The sequence below is a fragment of the Morganella sp. EGD-HP17 genome, assembly GCF_000512315.2.
Taxonomy (GTDB): Bacteria; Pseudomonadota; Gammaproteobacteria; order Enterobacterales; family Enterobacteriaceae; genus Morganella; species Morganella morganii.
The window spans coordinates 165,641-185,378 of sequence record NZ_AZRH01000009.1; the positions used below are offsets into that span (position 1 = coordinate 165,641).

Sequence of the window (19,738 nt, forward strand, 5' to 3'; positions counted from 1 at the left end):
GGATAAACCATGGATGAGCGGATCAGAAAACAGCGTTTCCTCCGGCGGATACTGGCGGTTGTGCTCTGTATCTCAGCGGGAAGTGCTGCGGCACTGCCGGAGCGGGTGGCCGGTATCCGGGGCGTGCCCGGGATCACCTATGTCACTATCCGCGGCAATGTGATTGCGCCGCCGCCGTGTGTCATCAACAACGGCAATACCATTCTGGTGGATTTCGGGGAGGTGATGAGCACCCGCATTGACGGCCAGCGCTACAAACAGCCGGTTAATTACACGGCGGAGTGCACAAAGATGCCGACCAATGCCATGACGCTGGCTATCACCGGCAATACCGCCGGGTTTGATGCCGGGTTATTACAGACTGAAATTGCCGGGCTGGGGGTGCGCATGCTTTATCAGGGACGGCAACTCAATCCCGGTGAAAAAGTGAAATTTACTTATCCGGTCTTCCCGGCGCTGGAAGCGGTGCCTGTCCGCGATATGACGGCGGTGCTGACCGGCGGGGATTTCTCGGCGGTGGCAACACTGGAACTGGATTATCAGTAAGGAGCCAGACCATGGCAATACATTACCGGCGGTTACTGATGCTGCTGCTGTGTGCCGCAGCGGGCAGCGCAGCCGCCCCGAACATGAAGCTGTTTGGCACGCTGCTGGTGCCGCCTGCCTGCACAATCAGTGATAACGGCGTGATCGATGTGTTTTTCGGTGACAACGTCGGCGTGCATAAAGTGGATGGTGTCAATTACACCCGGGCGGTCAATTACACCCTGGTGTGTGAGGACAATATTAAAGGCTGGGATCTGGGATTGTCGGTTACCGGTCCGGTCAGCGGGTTTGATGATGCGGCCTTACAGACCAATATTCCCGACCTGGCGATTCACCTGACACAAAACGGAAAGCCCTTCACGCTCAACAAACGCATTGCGGTATCACCGGATAACCCGCCGGTGATTCAGGCGGTGCCGGTAAAACGGCCGGGCAGCACACTGCCGGAAGGTGCATTTGATGTGACCGCTACACTGCTGGCGGAATATCAGTAGGAGCAATGCAATGAATGAAACAATAAGGCGCTTTTTTATCAGTACCTGCGGTGTATTTCTGTTATCACTGCCGGGGGCGGATGCCGGGGCGGTTCCTGACAACCTGTATTTTCACGGCACGCTGGTGGATGAACCCTGCACGATACATCCGGGGGATGAAACCGTGGAACTGCCGTTCGGCAATATTCCTGATAAAAACCTGTACGCCTATCAGCGGACACCCTCAAAGGATTTCCGGATCCGGCTCTCGGAGTGTGACACCTCTATCGGCAGGCGGGTGACAGTGATGTTTGCCGGGGATGAGAATCCGTTTATCAGCGGTGCGCTGGCGATAAGTCCGGGCAGTCAGGCAGAAGGCATTGCAGTCGGGCTGGAAAATGCGGACGGCACGGCGCTGGCAGTCAATGAAGTGTCACCGCAGATCACGCTGAATGACGGACTGACGCTGCTGAACTTTCGCGCCTATGTACAGGGAGAGCCGGATGCGCTGGCAAATAAAACCATTAAACGCGGGCCGTTCAGTGCCATTGCGACATTTCATCTCAATTATGACTGACGGGTAACTGAGGCTCGCTATGAACAGATTTATGAAAATAATGGCGGCGGTCGCGCTGCTCTGGTCCGCTTCGGCGGGGGCATCGATTTTCTCATATATCACCGAATCCTCGGGGACACCATCGAATGCCATTTACACCTATATTATCGAGCGCTGGGATCCGGAAGACCCTTCGGCTCCCAATCCCTGCTACGGCTGGTCTGTCTGCTGGATCAATATCAACCACAAACACGATGTTGACGGCTCACCGGGCTCTTCCACCAAATCGATTGTCCGTGTGGAAAAGCTGAGAACACTGGCGGAAGTGCGGGATGCGGTTCTGAACAATATCTCGCTGCCGTATAACGGCACAGCGAAGCATGTCGGCCCGGCGCTGAATTCCAATCAGGAATGTGTGGGGCTGTTTTATGAATCTGAATCAGGCGGCTGGTCGAAAAACGGACGTCTGCTGCCCGGTTCACTCTGTGGTATCGCCCCGCCGCCGGTGGGCGCCTGTGAGGTCACCAGCGGCTCTGTGATCCTGGATTACGGGGATATTGATGAAGTCAGTCTGCCGGATGCGGCGCGTAATAAAAGCATCACTGTCACCTGTAATCTGGATATGAATATCCTTGTGATCGCCTCAGGCTCAGACAGCGGCCGTGTCCCGCTGCGGCCGGATAACAGCCTGTACGCGGATCTTTATCTCAACGGCAATCCGGGAGAGCAGGGGGCACCCATTCATGTCCCGGCCGGTGGTGCGACTCAGGTGGATGTGAAATCGGTGCTGAAAGTGAACGGGCGGGTTGCGCCGGGCGCTTTCGAAGGTTCCGGCTCCATCATTCTTGTTATGCCGTAATTTCTTATTTTCTCTCACAGTGCTGCGGAAACCTGCAGCACTGTGAGCCCGGAGTGAGACTGAAATATGATTACAGAAGATACTGATTTAACCGTTAATAAATCTGTCGGCTACCGGATCTTCCGCAAGCGGAAAGAGCTGGGCTGGTCCGGCAGCCGCCTGGCCGATCATCTCGGGATCAGCCAGCAGCAGTTCTCGCGCTATGAGCGCGGATGCAGTCAGATTAATGTCAGCCTGCTGGTCAGGGCGGCAGAAGTGTTACAGACACCGGTCAGCTGGTTTTTCGCTGACTGTCCGGAAGCGCGTTCATACCGGGAGTGCTTCCGGGGAAAAGCGGATATTTATACGGCGGAATCTGTTCCGGAGTATGGATTATCCGCACCCTCCCGGTACAAAAGGAAACCGGATGAAGGAAAACAGACGTAAACACCTGATGCAGTCTGAGGTGGAAAAAATGATGACAGCGGCGGAAAACGGCCGTGATCCGGAGCGGAATACCTGCCTGCTGTGGATGTGTTTTATCCACGGCTTCCGCGTCAGTGAACTGGGACAACTGAGCTTATCGGACATGGATGTTGCTGCCGATAACCTTTATATAAAGCGGCTGAAAAACGGCCTTTCCACCACCCACCCTCTGAGCGGCACAGAAAAAGCCTTACTCACCCGCTGGCTTAACTGCCGCACCCGTTATCCCCGCGCTGCTGAAAATCACTGGTTGTTTTTATCTCATAAAGGCGGACATCTTTCCCGCTCCCGTATTTACCGGATATTAAAAGAGCTGGGGGAAATGGCCGGGCTGCCGGTGGCGGTTCATCCGCATATGCTGCGTCATGCCTGCGGTTATGCACTGGCAGATAAAGGGGCAGACACCAGGCTGATTCAGGATTATCTCGGACACCGCAACATTCAGCATACTGTGCTGTACACCGCAGCAAATTCGGGGCGCTTTCGCGGGCTATGGGACTAGAATAATGTAACATAATAAACCAAAGTGTCGCTATATTATTTGTTGTCTGTTTAATGGGCAATATTTAAATTTAAAATACATCAAAATAAGTTCATAGTTCCGTCAAAACCTCTGCCAGTCTGTTTTTTAATCAAAAATAGTTTGTTTTTTAAGTAAAAAATGCCCGTTTTTTATCCTGTGCGGAATTTTCTTAACGATTCGTGCTGGCCGGTTCTGATATAAAATCGCAATATCCCGTCTTTTTTCCGGCTCGTTTCACCTTCCTTTCTTTTTGGTCTCTGCCAAATCAATTTTTGCCATCCGGTAAATTTATACATTTCAGCGTGATACGTAAAACGCAACATTTTGGTTTATTTCGTTGCGTCACGGGGATGAAAAGTAGCCGTCCGGAACGGGCGCTGATGACGAAATAAACCGGATAACCGGCCGGATCATAAATCCGCTGACGGTGAAACGGTACAGGCAGTTCCGGAACTGCATCAAAAACGCACAAAAGCAAAACATTGCTTATGTATGCCTTATGTCGGCATTTTTATCTAAAAACGAGCAGATCAGGAATTTTGATATGAGTATGAAAAAAGTGGTTCTCGCACTGGCAGTTTCTTCCGCAATGGCAATGACTGCACAGGCAGCAAATCAGGGCGGCGGCAAAATCAACTTCAACGGCGAAGTGATTGATGCGGCATGCTCTATCGATGCAAACAGCCTGAAACAGACTGTTGAGCTGGGCAGCGTGGCAAAAGTTCAGTTAGCGAAAGGTGGTAAATCAACACCTGTTGATTTCACTATTCAGTTGCATAACTGCGATATCACCGGCAAAACCACCACGACAGTCACCTTTAAAGGTGTTGCAGGCGGCGCTGCGGCAGACGGTCTGGATAAAGCCTTTGGGGTCAGCGGCCCGGCGACCGGTGCAATGGGTGTGGTCGTGACGGATGCGGGCGGTAATGTGATCGCCCCGGGGGCAGCATCATCCGCATTTACCTTAAACGAAGGTGATAACACGCTGAAATTTAAAGCGTATATGCAGGGTGCCACAACGGCTGTCACCGTTGCGCCGGGTGCTTTCACTGCAACAGCCGACTTCCTGATGGACTATCAGTAATCGGGGTCAGTGTACTTTACCCGTACCGGATATCCGGTACGGGGATCCGGCGGAGAGCAAGCGTGAAGTTAAACATACTCAGTACCGGACTGCTGGCAGTCTGCCTGACTGCTTATGCGGCAGAGGGTGAACGGCAGACCGGGCAGGTCTGGTTACAGGGATTTGTTCTGGACTCCTCCTGCACTATCAATATGCAGGATAAATATCAACGGATTGAAATACCGCAGGTTGCCGCCACCGCATTATATCAGCGCGGATACAGTCCGGCCTTTGCCTTTGCTGTCCGGCTGGAAAACTGTCTGTTGTCAGCGGATGACAAAAATCTGCGGATAACCTTTACCGGACCTTCGGACAGCAACGGATTGTTTGCAGTCAGCGGGGAGGCAGAAGGTGTCGGGATTCAGCTCAGCCGGGAAGAGGGTTCGGTGATCATACCGGGAAAAGCAGTGGCACTCCCGGATATACCACAGACAAAAAATATCACACTGAACTACCGGTTACGGCTGATTGCTGATCGCAACTCACTGAAAACAGGGGCATACCGGTCGACTGTTAATTTCAACCTGGATTATTTGTGATGAAAGCCAATGCACTTCCGTCAGGCCGCAGAACACTGTGCCCGGCGGTGCGGTTAAAACCGCTGACATTTATGATCCTGCTCTCTCTGTTTTCTGCAGCGGCACAGGCGGAGAAGATTACAGAATTCAATACTGAGGTATTGGATCTGAATGAGCGCGGACAGATTGATTTATCACAATTTTCTCAGGCTGGTTATGTGATGCCCGGAATCTATTCCCTGGCACTTAAGGTCAATAACAGCATGCTGGCAGAGCGGCAAATCCGTTTTCTGGCCCCGGATAATGACCCGCAGGGCAGCATGGCCTGTATTACGCCTGATATGAGCGAAGAGCTGGGACTGACCTCATCTGCAAAAGGGGATTTGACCTGGTGGCATAACGGAGAGTGCGCGGATCCGGCATCACTGCCGGGGATGACTCTGCGGGCAGATTTTGCTGCCGGGGCACTGCATGTCAGTCTGCCGCAGGCCTATCTGGAATATACCACAGATAACTGGGATCCGCCGTCACGCTGGGATGAGGGAATTGCCGGTTTTATCCTTGATTACAACCTCAATACACAACTGACAAAACAGCGCGAGGCCGGACACAGTGACCGGCAGGACATCAGCGGTAACGGCACCACCGGGCTGAATGCCGGTGCCTGGCGTCTGCGTGCGGACTGGCAGGGGCGCTATTCGCGTACTAATCATGAATCGGACCAACGCTGGGACTGGAACCGGTTTTATGCTTACCGCGCGATTGCACCGCTGCGGGCAAAATTAACACTGGGGGAAAATTATCTCACCTCCGGCATGTTCGACAGCTTTCGCTATACCGGTGTGGCACTGGATACGGATGACATGATGCTGCCGCCGAATCTGCGCGGCTATGCCCCGGAAGTGTCCGGAGTGGCGAAAACCAACGCCAGGGTCACCGTGAAACAGCAGGGACGGGTGATTTATGAAACCACGGTTGCCGCCGGACCGTTTCAGATCAGGGATTTAAGCAATGCGCTGTCCGGCAAACTGGATGTGGAAGTGGCGGAGCAGGATGGTTCAGTACAGACCTTTCAGGTGGATGCGGCAAGTGTACCGTATCTGACCCGTCCGGGACTGGTGCGTTACAAAGTGGCGCTCGGTAAACCCTCGGAATATGACCACCGTGTCAAAGGACCGGAGTTTATCAGCAGTGAGTTTTCATGGGGTATCAGTAACGGCTGGTCTGTTTACGGCGGCGGGTTATTTGCCGGTAAATATAATGCTGTCTCGGCGGGTATCGGCCGTGACCTGCTGATGCTGGGGGCATTATCCGCCGATATCACCCAATCCCGCGCGTCACTGCCGGACGGTGAAACCAAAAAAGGCGGCTCTTACCGGCTGAGTTATTCCAAACGGTTCGATGCCACCAACAGCCGGGTCACCTTTGCCGGATACCGGTTTTCAGAGCGGGATTTTATGACCATGTCGCAATATCTGAAAGCCCGTTATCACAATTCAGCGGTAACGGGTAACGGCAAAGAGATGTACACCATGACATTCAGTCAATCGTTCAGTTCGCTGAATACCAATGTGTACCTGAATTTTAACCACCAGACCTACTGGGATCGCCCGGCAAGTGATAACTGGAATATTTCCACCTCTCATTATTTTGATATCGTGCAGGTGAAAAATATCAGTCTGAATTTATCGGCTTACCGCAACCGCCACGAAAACGGACGCGATGACGGGATGTATGCCGGGCTGTCTGTGCCGTGGGGGGAGAGTGGTAGTTTTGGTTACAGCGGACAATTCAGTAAAGGGCAGAACAGTCACTCGGCGGATTATAGTGACCGGATTAATGAGCGGACAAATTACCGTCTCAGCACAGGAGTGACCGGCGATCACCGGGTCACCGGTAACGGTTATATGAATTATCGCGGCGATAAAGCGGAAGTAACCGCAATTGCCGGATTTTCCGGTGAACGCTACAGTGCGGCCGGGCTGTCTGTACGCGGCGGGTTTACCGCCACCGCAGAAGGTGCGGCACTGCACCGCAGTGGTGTGATGGGCGGAACACGGATGCTGGTGGATACCGGCGGAGTAGCTGATGTTCCTGTCCGGGGCGGAGGTGCTGAAACCACAACCAACTACTTTGGTAAAGCGGTCGTCAGTGACGTCAGTAACTATTACCGCAGCAGCGTTAATGTGGATCTGAACCGGCTGGGGGAAAACGCCGAAGCCACCCGCTCTGTAGTACAGGGCACGCTGACGGAAGGTGCTGTCGGTTTCCGCCGCTTCGGTATTGTCTCAGGACAGAAAGCGATGGCGGTACTCAGCCTGGCTGACGGAGATGTTCCGCCGTTCGGGGCCGTGGTTCAGAACCACGATCATATACAGACCGGGATGGTCAGTGAAGATGGCATGGTCTGGCTCTCCGGTATCAATCCGGAAGAGACAATGCAGGTGTCATGGGGCGGGGATGTTCAGTGTGAAATCCGTTTCCCGGCGACGATCCCGGACGGAAATCTGCTGTTGCCGTGTGTCTCTGTGGCGAATCCGGTACATGAAAAGTCAGAAAAGTCAGAAAAGTCAGAAAAGTCAGTAAAAACAGAAAAAATATCCCGTTGGCTGACAGATGCTGACGCGGAGAACACCAGAGAGAGTAAGCAATGAAGAATCAATACAACCGTTTTACTTCACGAAGCCTTCCGGTACTGATACTGGCCGGTATCCTGGCTGCGCCGGCAGGACAGGCGGCGATTGCACTGGACAGAACCCGTGTCATTTTAAACGGCAGCGAACGGGCGGAAAGTGTTGAAATTTCTAATCAAAATAAAGAGTTACCGTATCTGGCTCAGGCATGGATTGAAGATGCGCAGGGTAACAAAATCAAAGATCCGCTGGTGGCACTCCCCCCCATTCAGCGGGTGGAAGCCGGTGAAAAAAGTCAGGTAAAAATTCAGCCGACAGCCGGAATGAAGATGCTGGCGCAGGATAAAGAGAGTCTTTATTACTTTAATCTGCGGGAGATCCCGCCGAAAACGGACAAAGCCAACACATTGCAGATTGCCTTACAGACCCGCATCAAACTGTTTTACCGTCCGGCGGGCTTAGTGGTGACGCAGAATGCAAAACCATGGCAGGAGAGTATTACCCTGACCCGGCAGGGAAATACATACACGGTGAATAATCCGACTCCGTATTACGTGACGATTTCATCCGCATCTGCCGCATATAAAGGAAAGGATATCAGCGGGTTTGAGGCATTTATGATTGCGCCAAACAGCAGTGAAGTTCTCGGCGGCAGTGCCGTGTCACTGGGGAATGCGCCGGTACTGGGTTACATCAATGATTACGGCGGCCGCCCGAAAATGATTTTTACCTGTCAGGGTAATACCTGCCGGGTGGGCGAAGTGAAACCGGGCTGATGCGAAACCACAGACCAGGAGCAGAGAAAGTGAAGAGATTCATTCCGTGTATGGCTGTGCTGTGTTCCGGTCTGCTGATGTGTTCAGCGGTACACGGCGCGGATGTTGAAGTAAAAGGGCAGTTGGTGTTTGAACCATGCACCTTATCGCAGGCGAGTGAAAATATCACGCTGTCGTTCGGTACGATAGTCAAAAACTATTTTTATACCGCAGACCGGACACCGCCGGAGCCGTTCAGTATTGAGCTGGAAGGATGTGATACCACTATCGGTAAAGAAGCCTTTATCACGTTTCGCGGGGCTGAAAGCAGCGCGCTGCCGGGATTGCTGGTGCCGGATAACGGCACATTACCGGGATTGGCGATCGGAATCGAAACCCCGGCAGGGCCGCTGCCGCTGAATAAAACCAGCCCGGCATATGCCCTGAGTGACGGCACAACCACACTGAATTTTCAGGGGTATGTGCAGGCAGAGCCGGATGCTGTTAAGGATAAAACCCTGACGACAGGTGTGCTGTCAGCGACAGCCACGTTTGAAATCTCATATCCGTAGCCCGCAGGGCACAACACAGACAGGACAGTATTATGACATTCATAAAACGGTTTAACCGGCAGGCTGCGCATACCCTACTACCGGGCTGGATGTTATTAGCGGTAGTGAGCCTGACGGTATTTCCCGCGCAGGGTAAAACCGGTGATGAAAACCGGCTGAAAATAAATATATCCGGTACGGTGATTGCCACCGGGCGCTGCACATTCAGCAATCAATCATCACCGGATATTAATTTCGGGGATATTCGTTTTTCCTCCGTATCCGGTGTAAATAATATTACCGGTAGTTATATCAGACCGCTGGACAGCGGAATGACCTGTACCGGTGATACAGCAGGAAAGACCCGCTTTCGCCTGGACTCTGCGCGGGGTGATACCGTTGATGATGCCGGTCATAAATTGCTGCCTGTCAGTGTCGGCAGCACACCGGTAATAAATGCAAATCTGGGGATTCGTCTGCTGGTTAACGGAAAACAGCAGGATATTAATACTGATTTTAACGTGGATATTCTGAATCTGCCGAAGCTGCAGGCCGAATTAGTGCAGGTACATCCTGATGATAATACATGGATAAACGGGCAATCCATTACATCACAAGCTATTTTAACCATGACTTTTGATTAACCGGGAAATAATGAAAATGAAAAAACTAATAATAGTTATGTTATCCGGTTTTTTCTTACTGGCAGCATGGTCAGTGCAGGCCGGGCAGGAACAGACCGGTGATAATAAAACCTTTAATTTTACCGGTACACTGAGAGCGCTGTCTGTCTGTACGGTAAATAATAATCAGACGATTACAGCAGATTTTAAAAATGTCGGTATTAATAAGCTGGACACGAAAGTCTACAGTCTGCCGCTTAATTACACACTGGATTGTCCCGGAGTTAATCCGGCAAATACGCTGCGGATGATCTTTATGACATCCCGCCCGTCGGTATCTGATCCGTCAGCGATTGAAAGTGATGTCAGCGGTTTGCTGGTACGGATTCTGAAGGACGGACAGCCGCTTGAGTTAAATAAATTTTTCAAAATCGATGATGTTACGCAGCGGCCAAAGCTGGAAGCACTGCTGGTAAAAGTGCCGGGCATGGACTTAACACAGTCTCCGTTCCGGGCCACCGGCACGCTGGTGGCGGAATATTTGTAGGAGTAAATGATGAATAAATTAATGATACGTGTGGCGGCGCTGTTTTTTCTGCTGATGGTGTCTCAATCTGTATATGCAAGAGGCTGGGTGGGTGCAAGATCACCTTGTGCAAAAGGAGGTCACGAGGTCAGTCCGGGGTCGGGGATGGGGATGGATTGTGAATGGAGACACTCTGCCGGTGCTTATTATGGTGTTAACCAGCGTGTTGAGATAAGACCGAATATGTTTACCGAGGGTGATGATCAGGCTTATGTGCCGCTTTCCGGCCTGTTTGAATTAAAAATGTACTGGTGTCCCTTACCGGAGAATATGGATACCTGCAGCAGAGCAAACGGGACATTATTGTTATCGGGTGGTGTGGTTAAGCTGAACTCTTCTATCCCATTGAAAAAACAGGATATTGTTAAGCGGTTTGCCGGTAACAGATCGCCATCAGCAGGCGGGTATTGTATTACACTCAGTGACGTTAATACCGGTTATGAATACAGAGGTAATCTGGGTTACGGGCCTGACGGCCGGGGTATATTTTGCGGGGATGTGTATAAATTACCTATGGAACCCCCGAAATGCCTCCTGAATAATGGCGCTGATCTGGATGTCCTGCTGGGTAAACTGGAACGGAATAATATTGCGGTAAAAGCCGGTTCATCTGTTCAGTCTGTTTCCAAAGATATTTCAATAAACTGCAGCGGAAGTATGGCTTACAACGCCAATATGGAATTGAAGTATACCCCGCTCATCGTCGGTGGTGAGGAAATCATCAGCACGACAACGAAGGGGCTGGGAATAGCTGTTATCTATAGCGGTAATGTTGTCAGGCCGGGGAAAAGCTATCCGCTGAGTTATCAGCCGGGTATTCATACCCTGAAGCTGGGTTTTGAAGCAGTGCGTGACCCGGCTGTTGTGGCGACAGACCTGAAAACCGGGGATTTTACGGCGAATGCTGTTTTGGTTTTCACGGAGCAGTAATCACAATTTAATACTGCGGAACCGGGCCACATTACTGGCGGTATATAACACGGTGTGCTGAATATTACGGTGACCGAGATAATCCTGAATTAACCGGGTGTCTGTTCCTCTGTCCGCTAATGCATAACCGCAGGCATGGCGCAGCATATGAGGATGTGCCGCAATATTCAGATCGGCGGACAATCCGCTGTCGCGGATAATCCTGAATATCTGCTGGCGGGATAACCGCCCGCCTTTACGGGAAAGAAAAAGCCAGGGTTCGGCATAATGTACAGATGTATTCCGTTGTTCCAGCCACTGTATCAGTAATTGATATTCAAGGGACTGTAAGGGCTGATTGGTGCTTAATCCGTTTTTCAGCCGGGTAATATGAATGGTTTTTTCATCCATATTAACATCACTGAGCATTAATCCGGTCAGTTCACTGGCCCGTAATCCGTGACTGAAACAAACGGCAATCAGACATTGATTACGAATATGGTTAATTGAGTCAGGTAATGATGATATTAAGGAATGAACCTCCTGTTCACTCAGGTGTTTTCGTTCTTTCATGGAAATATTCGGTATAGTTATTAAGGTCAGGTTTTATTATTTATCTGACGTTATCACAAAATAAACAGATGTCCTATTTTGTATTGTTATTGAATTGATGTTGTTAATGAATGGAATTGATAAATTATTGCTGATTTATCTGACGTTAATAACATTTTTTGTTATCTGACTTTCATTTTATTGTTGTGTATTGTGTTTTTTATTGCTTTTTTTATTTATTTTAACCGGAATTATTTGGCTATTGACAGGTGTTTCTTTTAATTTTTACTGGTGAGATAAATTTAAATTTATTCAGGTGGTAAATTTAAATTTATTTTTATTTTCTTCCCGAATGTATTTCCGGGGGATGTTATTTCTGAAGGTAATAAATATGACAGATATTCTATATGATTCCGATATGGCATCGGTAAACCGAGCTGTCGGTGGCCGGCTTTTTTGCAGACGAAAAGCGCTGGGTTATTCAGGACAGCAGATTGCTGCCTGTCTGGGGATCAGTCAGCAGCAATTATCCCGTTATGAACGGGGGCAAAGCCGGATTAATGTCGGCCTGCTGGTCAGGGCAGCAGATATTTTAAAGACACCGGTCGGCTGGTTTTTTGCCGGGTGTCAGGACAACGCTTTATATGAAGAAAGTCTCAGTGTTCAGTCTGATATTTATACAGCGGCATCAGTGACATCAAAATCAGAATATCTCAACTGAGAGAAAGCGGCTCCGCCGGTATTGCGGAGCCTCAGATTGTTGGCAAAGTCCGGGAAAAAACAGGCCGGGATTTTGTCAGCAATCTTATATCAGAACATCAGCTCTTTTTCACAAACTCAGATTTCAGTTTCATCTGACCAAAGCCATCGATTTTACAATCAATATTGTGGTCACCTTCCACTAAACGGATCCCTTTGACTTTTGTGCCGATTTTCAGCATGGATGAGCTGCCTTTGACTTTCAGGTCTTTGATGACTGTCACGGCATCGCCGTCCGCCAGTAAATTGCCGTTGGCATCTTTGACGATCAGTTCGTCGCTTTCCGCTGCCGGTTCGGCATCATTCCATTCGTGGGCACATTCAGGGCACACATACATTGCACCGTCTTCATAGGTGTATTCAGAATTACATTTCGGACATGAAGGTAATGACATAATGAGACTCTCAGATTTTCACAATGGGGAGCAGCAAATTGTCACACGATGGGGTGATATTTGCCCGTGGTTATGTGCACTGTCTTCAGTGCGGCCGCCAGTATAGCGGGATCGGCACCTTTTTGCAGCTTTTACCGGATAAAGAGTGTGGTTATCGCCTTTTCCGGCTCCCGGACAATAAACAGGTAAATAACGCAATAACAGCCTCCGGTTTCCTGAAAAATCCGCCAGTGCTGATAATCACCGGAGTTTATCTTTTTTTTCGGAATAAGTACTCAGGGGGAGTACATAATTACGCAGCGGACTCTTATATATTGAAACTGCATTATTTTAATAACCGGTTTCTGACTTCTTTATTTATTTGTCTGTGGCACATCAGGAGTGAAATATGCGTAACGTTGTCCGTTCTTTATTATTGTCTGCGGCGCTCGTGGCCGGGTCGTTAAATACCGCCTTTGCCGATCCGCATTTAAATTTTGCCTGGCCGGTGAATGTGGGGCCGCTGAATCCGCATCAGTACGCGCCGAATCAGATGGCCGGACAAACCATGGTGTATGAGCCGCTGGTCCGTTATATGAATGACGGAACCGTAAAGCCCTGGCTGGCGGAATCATGGACAGTTTCGGATGACGGTAAAACCTATATTTTCACATTACGTGAAGATGTGAAGTTCTCCAACGGCGAAAAATTTGATGCCGCTGCGGCCAAAGCAAACTTTGATGCCATTCTGGCAAACCGCGAGCGTCACGCCTGGCTTGAACTGGCTAATCAGATTACGGCGGTTGAGGATATCGCGCCGAATCAGTTAAAAATCACCCTGAAAGATGCTTATTATCCTATTCTGCAGGAGCTGGCGCTGCCGCGTCCGTTCCGCTTTATTGCACCGTCACAGTTTAAAGACGGCGGCACCAAAGACGGTATTATTAAACCGATCGGCACCGGTCCGTGGATATTAACGGAATCCCGTCTGAGTGAGAAAGATGAATTTGTCCGCAACGAATCGTACTGGGGTAAAAAACCGGTTTATGAATCCGTTACGTTTAAAGTAATTCCTGACCCGAATACCCGCGCCGTGGCATTTGAAGCCGGTGAGGTGGATTTATTATATGGCACGGACGGTATTATTTATCCGGACACCTATCAGCGCTTTAAAAATATGCCGGGCTATACCACCAAACTCTCTGCACCTCTGGAATCACTGGTGCTGGCTATCAATACCAAAACCGGGCCGACCCGTGATTTAGCTGTGCGTAGAGCCATTAATCACGCGGTTGATAAAGATAAAATGATTGAAAAGGTGCTGTATGGCACACAATTAAAAGCTGACACCCTTTTCTCAGAAAATGTGCCGTATGCAGACGCCGGCTTAACACCGTATGCCTATAACGTTGAGGAAGCGAAATCGCTGCTGGAAAACGCCGGCTGGAAAGCGAAAACCGAAAACGGTATCCGTGAGAAAGATGGCGAGCCGCTGGTGGTGGAGCTGAATTTTGTCGGTACCGATGCGGTGGCGAAGTCGATTTCTGAAGTGGTTCAGGCCGATCTGCGCCGCGCCGGGATTGATGTGAAGCTGGTCGGAGAGGAGGAAAGCAGTATCTACTCACGTCAGAAAGACGGCCGCTTCGGGATGATTTTCAACGGCACCTGGGGTGCGCCGTTTGACCCGCACGCATTTGTCAGCTCCATGCGTATTCCGTCCCATGCCGATTATCAGGCACAACAGGGGCTGGCGGATAAAGCAGAGATCGATGCCAAAATCACACAGGTGCTGACCACCACGGATGAAAAACAGCGCCGCGCGCTGTATCACGATATCCTGACCCGTCTGCACGAAGAAGCCGTTTATCTGCCGCTGACCTACATCACTGCCATTGCGGTGGCAAAACCGGAAATCGGCGATGTGCCGTTCAGCGCGATGTCTAATGAGATCCCGTTTGATCAACTGACACCGGCTGCGAAGTAACAGGTCCGCGATTATGATGCGATTTATCTTCCGGCGGGTGCTGCTGCTGATCCCGATGCTGCTCGGCACCTCGCTGTTTATCTTTCTGATCCTGCGCCTGGGGCCGTCTGACCCCGCGCTGGATTATCTGCGGCTCTCCAAAATTCCGCCGACCCCGCAGGCGGTGGAAAGCGCCCGTGAGCTTCTCGGTCTCGATAAGCCGATCATGACCCAGTATTTTCACTGGCTGTCTGACGCGCTGCATCTGGATTTTGGTATCTCTTATGCCACACAGAAACCGGTGCTGCCGGATCTGCTCTATTTCCTGCCCGCCACACTGCAACTGGCGGGGCTGGCACTGGCGCTGACTATTATTCTGTCTGTGCCGATGGGGATGCTGGCGGCGCGTTACCGCGAAAAATGGCCGGATCAGCTGGTGCGGGTGATTGCGTTTATCGGGGTTTCCATGCCGAATTTCTGGCTGGGGTTCCTGCTGATCCTGCTCTTTTCGATTCACCTCGGCTGGCTGCCGCCGATGGGTAAAGGGGAAGCAAAACACCTGATCATGCCGGTCATTGCTATCTCGCTGATGTCACTGGCGATTAATGCCCGGTTGCTGCGGGCAAGCATGCTTGAGGTGGCCGGGCAGCGCCATGTCCGTTATGCGCGGCTGCGCGGGTTATCTGAAATGACAGTGGAGCGCTCACATATTCTGCGAAACGCCTGGCTGCCGGTGATCACGGCTATCGGTATGCATATCGGGGAACTGCTCGGCGGCGCGCTGATTATCGAGAGTATTTTCAGCTGGCCGGGTGTGGGGCGCTATGCGGTCTCTGCCATTATGAACCGGGATTATCCGGTGATTCAGTGCTTTACCCTGCTGATGGTGGTGATTTTTGTCCTCTGTAACCTGGTTGTGGATATTATTTATGCGATTGCGGATCCCCGCATCCGCCTCTCTGCGGAGGGTATCGAATGAGCGATATGATACTGAAAGCCCCTTCCGCCTGGCGGACACTGAGCCGCAATCTTTTGTTGTGGTTTGCGCTGTTTGTGGTGGCACTGCTGGTGCTGGCCATGATTGCCGGGCCGTGGATCTCCCCGCATGATCCGGATCTGGTGGAGTTATCAAACCGGCTTCAGGAACCGGATAGTCAGTACTGGCTTGGTACTGACCATCTCGGGCGTGATATTTTTTCCCGTCTGATTGCCGGGGCGCGGATTTCTCTCGGCACTGTCGCTATCACGCTGGTGATTATTATGACGCTCGGACTGGTGATCGGCGGCATTGCCGGGTTTACCGGCGGACGGACGGATCAAATCATCATGCGGTTTACCGATGTGTTCCTGACATTCCCGACACTGGTACTGGCTCTGTTTTTAATCGGTATCCTCGGTACCGGGCTGACAAACGTGATTATCGCGATCGCATTGTCACACTGGGCATGGTATGCGCGGATTGTCCGCGGGATCATCCTCTCGCTGCGCCACCGGGAATTTCTGCTGGCCGCACGTCTGAGCGGCGCCGGGAATGTGCGGATCTTTCTCCGGCATCTGTTTCCGGCCACCATTTCCCAGCTGATCGTGCTGGCGACTCTGGATATCGGCCACATGATGCTGCATGTCTCCGGGCTGTCATTCCTCGGGCTGGGCGTGGCGGCTCCCACCGCAGAGTGGGGCGTGATGATCAGTGATGCCCGCCAGTTTGTCCGGACATCACCGATGCTGATTTTCTGGCCTGGTTTAATTTTATTTTTCAGTGTGATGGCGTTTAACATCCTCGGGGATGCTCTGCGTGATCGTCTGGATCCGACACTGAGGGCCGGGACATGTCATTAAATCATTCTGTACTGGAGGTCAGCCATCTGTCGGCGGGGTATCTGCATAATAATCATGCCCATTTCCTGATTTCTGATCTGTCATTTTCACTGCGGCGCGGCGAAGTGCTGGCGCTGGTCGGCGCGAGCGGCTCCGGCAAATCCATGACCTGCTCTGCGCGGCAGGGAAGTGGCGTCGATCATGCAGAACCCGCGCAGTGCATTTAACCCGGTGCGGACCATGCATCAGCATATTACCGAAACACTGAAGGCCACCCGGCAGCCGCTGCATGATATTGATAAACGCATCCGCGATGTGCTGGCGGAAGTGGAACTGGGGGACAGTGAGCATATCCTGAAGCTCTATCCGTTTGAGATGAGCGGCGGCATGTTACAGCGGATGATGATCGCGATTGCGATCCTCAGCGACGCGCCGTTTCTGTTTGCTGATGAGCCGACTACCGATCTGGATCTGGTGGTGCAGATGAAAATTCTCGATTTGCTGGATCATATAGTATCTGACCGGCAGACCGGGCTTTTGCTGATCACCCATGATATGGGTGTGGTGGCGCGTCTTGCCGATCAGGTGGCGGTGCTGTCAGACGGGAACATTATTGAAACCGGCCCGGTGGAGGATATTTTTTCCCGGCCGCGCTCACCGGTGACCCGCAATCTTATTTCTGCACATCTTTCATTGTATGATCTGGAGCTTTCCGCATGACATTGATCTCTGTTGAACACCTGAGCAAAAGCTACCAAAGCCATTCACTGATGGGAGCGGGAAAGCCGCGCTGTATTCTCGATGACATTTCCCTGACCCTGAATGAAGGGGAGACCGTTGCCCTGCTCGGACGCAGCGGCTGCGGAAAAAGCACGCTGGCACGTCAGATCTGCGGGCTGGAATATCCGGAAAAAGGGGATGTTTTTTACCGCGGAATGCCGGTGCGCAAACTGGATAAAAAACAGCTGCGGCAGTTCCGTTCGGAGATCCAGATGGTCTTTCAGGATCCGCCGGGGGCGGTTGATCCACGTTTTACCCCGGAGCAGATTATTGCCGAACCACTGAAATTGCTGACCTCACTGGATGAAACACAGCGCAAAGCCCGGACTGCGGAACTGCTGGATATGGTGGAACTGCCGCTGTCAGTACTCGGCAAACTGCCGTCGCAGATCAGCGGCGGACAGTTACAGCGCATCTGCATTGCACGGGCGCTGGCCCCGGATCCGCGTCTGATCATCCTGGATGAAGCGGTATCAAACCTGGATATTCATCTGCAGGCATCTCTGCTGACACTGCTCGGGCAGTTACAGAAAACGCAGGGGATTGCGTATCTGTTTGTCACACATGATCTGCGGCTGGTCAGCCGGTTTGCCGCACGCGTGGTGGTTATGGATGAGGGCAAAATTGCAGAAACATCGCCGCAGGGGTGTATTGAGCAACTGCGCCATCCGGCATCACTGGCACTGAAAAATGCAGTATTGCCGCCATTCCCGTCTTCCCACCGGCGAAAAACGGTATCCGTCTGATAAAAATAAAAAAAGCGCCGTGATATTAACAGGGCGCTTTTACTCATTATTTACGGTTTATACTTTACCGGAGCAACTGCATTTGGCGGCAGTCTCTTTGTTATGATGAACATCTGTGCCGCAACAGGCATCAATGGCTTTATTGATAATATCCGCCAGCTTATTGACGGTGGAAATAATTGAGGAAAGCTGTTCACACACATCGCGGCAGTCTGCATGTGAATGACCGTTATCCGGAATCACCGGCGGCGTCAGGCTGTCACAGAGAATTTCCTGTAATACCAGCAGGAAGTTCGCGATACCGGTGGTGTAGATATAAGAACGCCCGCCGGTCTGCTCTGCCAGCCGCTGATACTCCTTTGTCACTTTGTCTCTTTCCGCAATCGACGGGAAGCGATCAAGGTTTTCCGGGCGGTCATCCGGGGTTCCCTGATAGGTGTAAACTTTGACGCCGTGAAGCTGCGCGACACCAATAGCCTCACTGTTTTTCGTGACAGCGGCACTGGTCAGTATTCCGCCGCCGCCTTCCATGCCTTCATCACCCAGTACAAAAATGGCGCGCCGGGCGCCGGGACGCCAGTCAAAATATTTACTGGCATCAATAACCGCGCGGCATAAATCCTCCTTATTCCCGGCATGGTCACGGCCATCAGCCTCTGTAAATGGTTTTCTGGCCTGTAAGTTTCCCTCGGATGCGCCTTTGCCAATCAGATAATCACTCACTGTCTGATCAAACTTTGTGCCGGTCCAGGTACCCTGAATGCCCAGGAAAGTCGCCCGCAGCTGAGACGGACAGCGGGCTGCCGCTTTCTCTATCGCTGCGTCTATTTCACGGCTCAGATCGGCGGACTCATCTGACATTGAGCCGCTGGTATCAATAATTACCACCAAATCCAGTGCGATATCACTGTTACCGCCCATGACCTGTACTACCGGGTCAATACCGGCTGCCGGTGCAGACAGATCCTGTGTGTTGAGATCCTGATTCATTGTTTTTCCTCTGTGTTTATTGCAGGTGTGTTTTCTGTGCAACTTGTTGCGCAGAGGGGCAGTATCTTTTTATTTCTCAGGGATGTATTTCCTAAAAAATAACAGAATCAGTTTATTTAGTGAGGGGGAGTCATGGCCCCGGTGACAGTGGCATGGCCGGGGCAGAAGGTGTGGTTATTTTTACAATAAAAAATCGGGTTTATTAATATTTTTATTTAAAAACAATAAATTATCTATGTCCAATAAAGTATGAACAGTATCTGATGAATCATATTGTTTTCTGAGTTCATTCAGAAAAACGATCAGTGAGATATCCAGTGCTGTGAGTATCCGGAACAGCAGGCTGACCGTCAGATTCCCTTTACCCAGCTCATAGCGGGAAACCTGTTGCTGACTGATTTCAAGTGTAAAGCCTAACTTCTCACCGCTTATTTTTTTCAGCTTACGAAATCTGTACAGCACCTCCCCGATATTTTTATTGAGTAAATCTGAATCTATGCATTGATATTTCTGCACCATTTATCTCCGTAGATTAAATCTGTCATAACAGGAATGGTTGTTATTCCCGGTAAATAATTACCGGTTGTGTTTTTTTGTCTTATTAACATGTCTGGTGTTTTTTTCAAAAAAATGAAT

The 19,738-nt window shown here is 51.0% G+C and carries 23 protein-coding genes and 1 pseudogene; 20 read left to right on the top strand and 4 right to left on the bottom strand.

The features are described from left to right. The first annotated feature begins 9 nt into the window (after positions 1-9). From X965_RS11410 to X965_RS11475, 14 genes are all read left to right on the top strand, one after another. On the top strand, positions 10-546 hold the full coding sequence (locus tag X965_RS11410) for a fimbrial protein (protein ID WP_004234902.1): 537 nt from the start codon (positions 10-12) through the stop codon (positions 544-546). Between the two features lie 11 nt (positions 547-557). After that, complete coding sequence (locus X965_RS11415; protein ID WP_004234905.1) at positions 558-1,040, top strand: fimbrial protein; 483 nt, start codon at positions 558-560, stop codon at positions 1,038-1,040. A gap of 10 nt (positions 1,041-1,050) precedes the next feature. Then, complete coding sequence (locus X965_RS11420) at positions 1,051-1,596, top strand: fimbrial protein (protein ID WP_004234907.1); 546 nt, start codon at positions 1,051-1,053, stop codon at positions 1,594-1,596. A gap of 19 nt (positions 1,597-1,615) precedes the next feature. Next, a complete protein-coding gene (locus X965_RS11425) occupies positions 1,616-2,434 on the top strand; it encodes a hypothetical protein (RefSeq protein ID WP_051997334.1) in 819 nt (272 codons plus the stop codon). Between the two features lie 66 nt (positions 2,435-2,500). Beyond that, entirely contained in the window at positions 2,501-2,860 is a 360-nt protein-coding gene (locus tag X965_RS11430) for a helix-turn-helix domain-containing protein (protein ID WP_004234910.1), read from the top strand. Further along, positions 2,841-3,401: a tyrosine-type DNA invertase gene (locus X965_RS11435; RefSeq protein ID WP_015423005.1), complete on the top strand. Its 561-nt coding sequence runs from the start codon at positions 2,841-2,843 to the stop codon at positions 3,399-3,401. Before X965_RS11430 ends, X965_RS11435 begins: the two co-directional genes overlap by 20 nt. Before the next feature lie 565 nt (positions 3,402-3,966). Further along, positions 3,967-4,506: a fimbrial protein gene (locus X965_RS11440; RefSeq protein WP_015423004.1), complete on the top strand. Its 540-nt coding sequence runs from the start codon at positions 3,967-3,969 to the stop codon at positions 4,504-4,506. A 62-nt stretch (positions 4,507-4,568) separates the two neighbouring features. Beyond that, on the top strand, positions 4,569-5,084 hold the full coding sequence (locus X965_RS11445; protein ID WP_015423003.1) for a fimbrial protein: 516 nt from the start codon (positions 4,569-4,571) through the stop codon (positions 5,082-5,084). Then, on the top strand, positions 5,084-7,717 hold the full coding sequence (locus tag X965_RS11450; protein WP_051997335.1) for an outer membrane usher protein: 2,634 nt from the start codon (positions 5,084-5,086) through the stop codon (positions 7,715-7,717). The genes X965_RS11445 and X965_RS11450 overlap by 1 nt, the downstream gene beginning before the upstream one ends. Next, on the top strand, positions 7,714-8,472 hold the full coding sequence (locus X965_RS11455; RefSeq protein WP_004234927.1) for a fimbria/pilus periplasmic chaperone: 759 nt from the start codon (positions 7,714-7,716) through the stop codon (positions 8,470-8,472). Before X965_RS11450 ends, X965_RS11455 begins: the two co-directional genes overlap by 4 nt. Before the next feature lie 29 nt (positions 8,473-8,501). Next, positions 8,502-9,023 (top strand): fimbrial protein, encoded by a 522-nt coding sequence (locus X965_RS11460; protein ID WP_015423001.1) that lies wholly within the window; start codon positions 8,502-8,504, stop codon positions 9,021-9,023. Positions 9,024-9,055: 32 nt separating this feature from the next. Further along, positions 9,056-9,646 carry a type 1 fimbrial protein gene (locus tag X965_RS11465; RefSeq protein ID WP_015423000.1) on the top strand — a complete coding sequence of 197 codons (591 nt, stop codon included), beginning with the start codon at positions 9,056-9,058 and terminating at the stop codon, positions 9,644-9,646. A 16-nt stretch (positions 9,647-9,662) separates the two neighbouring features. Further along, positions 9,663-10,172, top strand: a complete 510-nt coding sequence (locus X965_RS11470; protein ID WP_253280774.1) for a fimbrial protein — start codon at positions 9,663-9,665, stop codon at positions 10,170-10,172. Between the two features lie 9 nt (positions 10,173-10,181). Beyond that, the gene (locus X965_RS11475; protein WP_036418156.1) at positions 10,182-11,141 is read left to right on the top strand and encodes a fimbrial protein; all 960 of its coding nucleotides are present in this window, start codon (positions 10,182-10,184) and stop codon (positions 11,139-11,141) included. Here X965_RS11475 and X965_RS11480 read toward each other — a convergent pair whose 3' ends face one another. Continuing rightward, positions 11,142-11,693 (bottom strand): tyrosine-type recombinase/integrase, encoded by a 552-nt coding sequence (locus X965_RS11480; RefSeq protein WP_004234933.1) that lies wholly within the window; start codon positions 11,691-11,693, stop codon positions 11,142-11,144. Between the two features lie 370 nt (positions 11,694-12,063). Between X965_RS11480 and X965_RS11485 the strand changes: the two genes are divergently transcribed. Continuing rightward, entirely contained in the window at positions 12,064-12,393 is a 330-nt protein-coding gene (locus tag X965_RS11485) for a helix-turn-helix domain-containing protein (RefSeq protein ID WP_015422997.1), read from the top strand. 97 nt (positions 12,394-12,490) lie between these two features. Here X965_RS11485 and X965_RS11490 read toward each other — a convergent pair whose 3' ends face one another. After that, positions 12,491-12,826, bottom strand: coding sequence for a zinc ribbon domain-containing protein YjdM (locus X965_RS11490; RefSeq protein ID WP_004234936.1), 336 nt, complete (start codon positions 12,824-12,826; stop codon positions 12,491-12,493). 388 nt (positions 12,827-13,214) lie between these two features. Between X965_RS11490 and nikA the strand changes: the two genes are divergently transcribed. The 5 genes and pseudogenes from nikA (at position 13,215) to nikE (ending at position 18,112) form a co-directional block, all read left to right on the top strand. After that, positions 13,215-14,789: a nickel ABC transporter substrate-binding protein gene (gene nikA / locus X965_RS11495; protein ID WP_004234938.1), complete on the top strand. Its 1,575-nt coding sequence runs from the start codon at positions 13,215-13,217 to the stop codon at positions 14,787-14,789. A gap of 13 nt (positions 14,790-14,802) precedes the next feature. Continuing rightward, on the top strand, positions 14,803-15,747 hold the full coding sequence (gene nikB / locus X965_RS11500) for a nickel ABC transporter permease subunit NikB (RefSeq protein WP_004234940.1): 945 nt from the start codon (positions 14,803-14,805) through the stop codon (positions 15,745-15,747). A gap of 5 nt (positions 15,748-15,752) precedes the next feature. Further along, positions 15,753-16,607, top strand: a complete 855-nt coding sequence (gene nikC / locus X965_RS11505) for a nickel ABC transporter permease subunit NikC (RefSeq protein ID WP_193756063.1) — start codon at positions 15,753-15,755, stop codon at positions 16,605-16,607. Next, positions 16,598-17,306: pseudogene (locus tag X965_RS11510) on the top strand (ATP-binding cassette domain-containing protein). Before nikC ends, X965_RS11510 begins: the two are co-directional and overlap by 10 nt. Next, entirely contained in the window at positions 17,303-18,112 is an 810-nt protein-coding gene (gene nikE / locus X965_RS11515; protein ID WP_004234949.1) for a nickel import ATP-binding protein NikE, read from the top strand. Before X965_RS11510 ends, nikE begins: the two are co-directional and overlap by 4 nt. Before the next feature lie 57 nt (positions 18,113-18,169). On the opposite strand, the gene X965_RS11520 is transcribed toward nikE, so the two are convergent. Continuing rightward, positions 18,170-19,102 (bottom strand): hypothetical protein, encoded by a 933-nt coding sequence (locus tag X965_RS11520; RefSeq protein ID WP_036418136.1) that lies wholly within the window; start codon positions 19,100-19,102, stop codon positions 18,170-18,172. Between the two features lie 180 nt (positions 19,103-19,282). Beyond that, on the bottom strand, positions 19,283-19,621 hold the full coding sequence (locus X965_RS11525; protein WP_004234954.1) for a helix-turn-helix domain-containing protein: 339 nt from the start codon (positions 19,619-19,621) through the stop codon (positions 19,283-19,285). Positions 19,622-19,738: the final 117 nt, after the last annotated feature.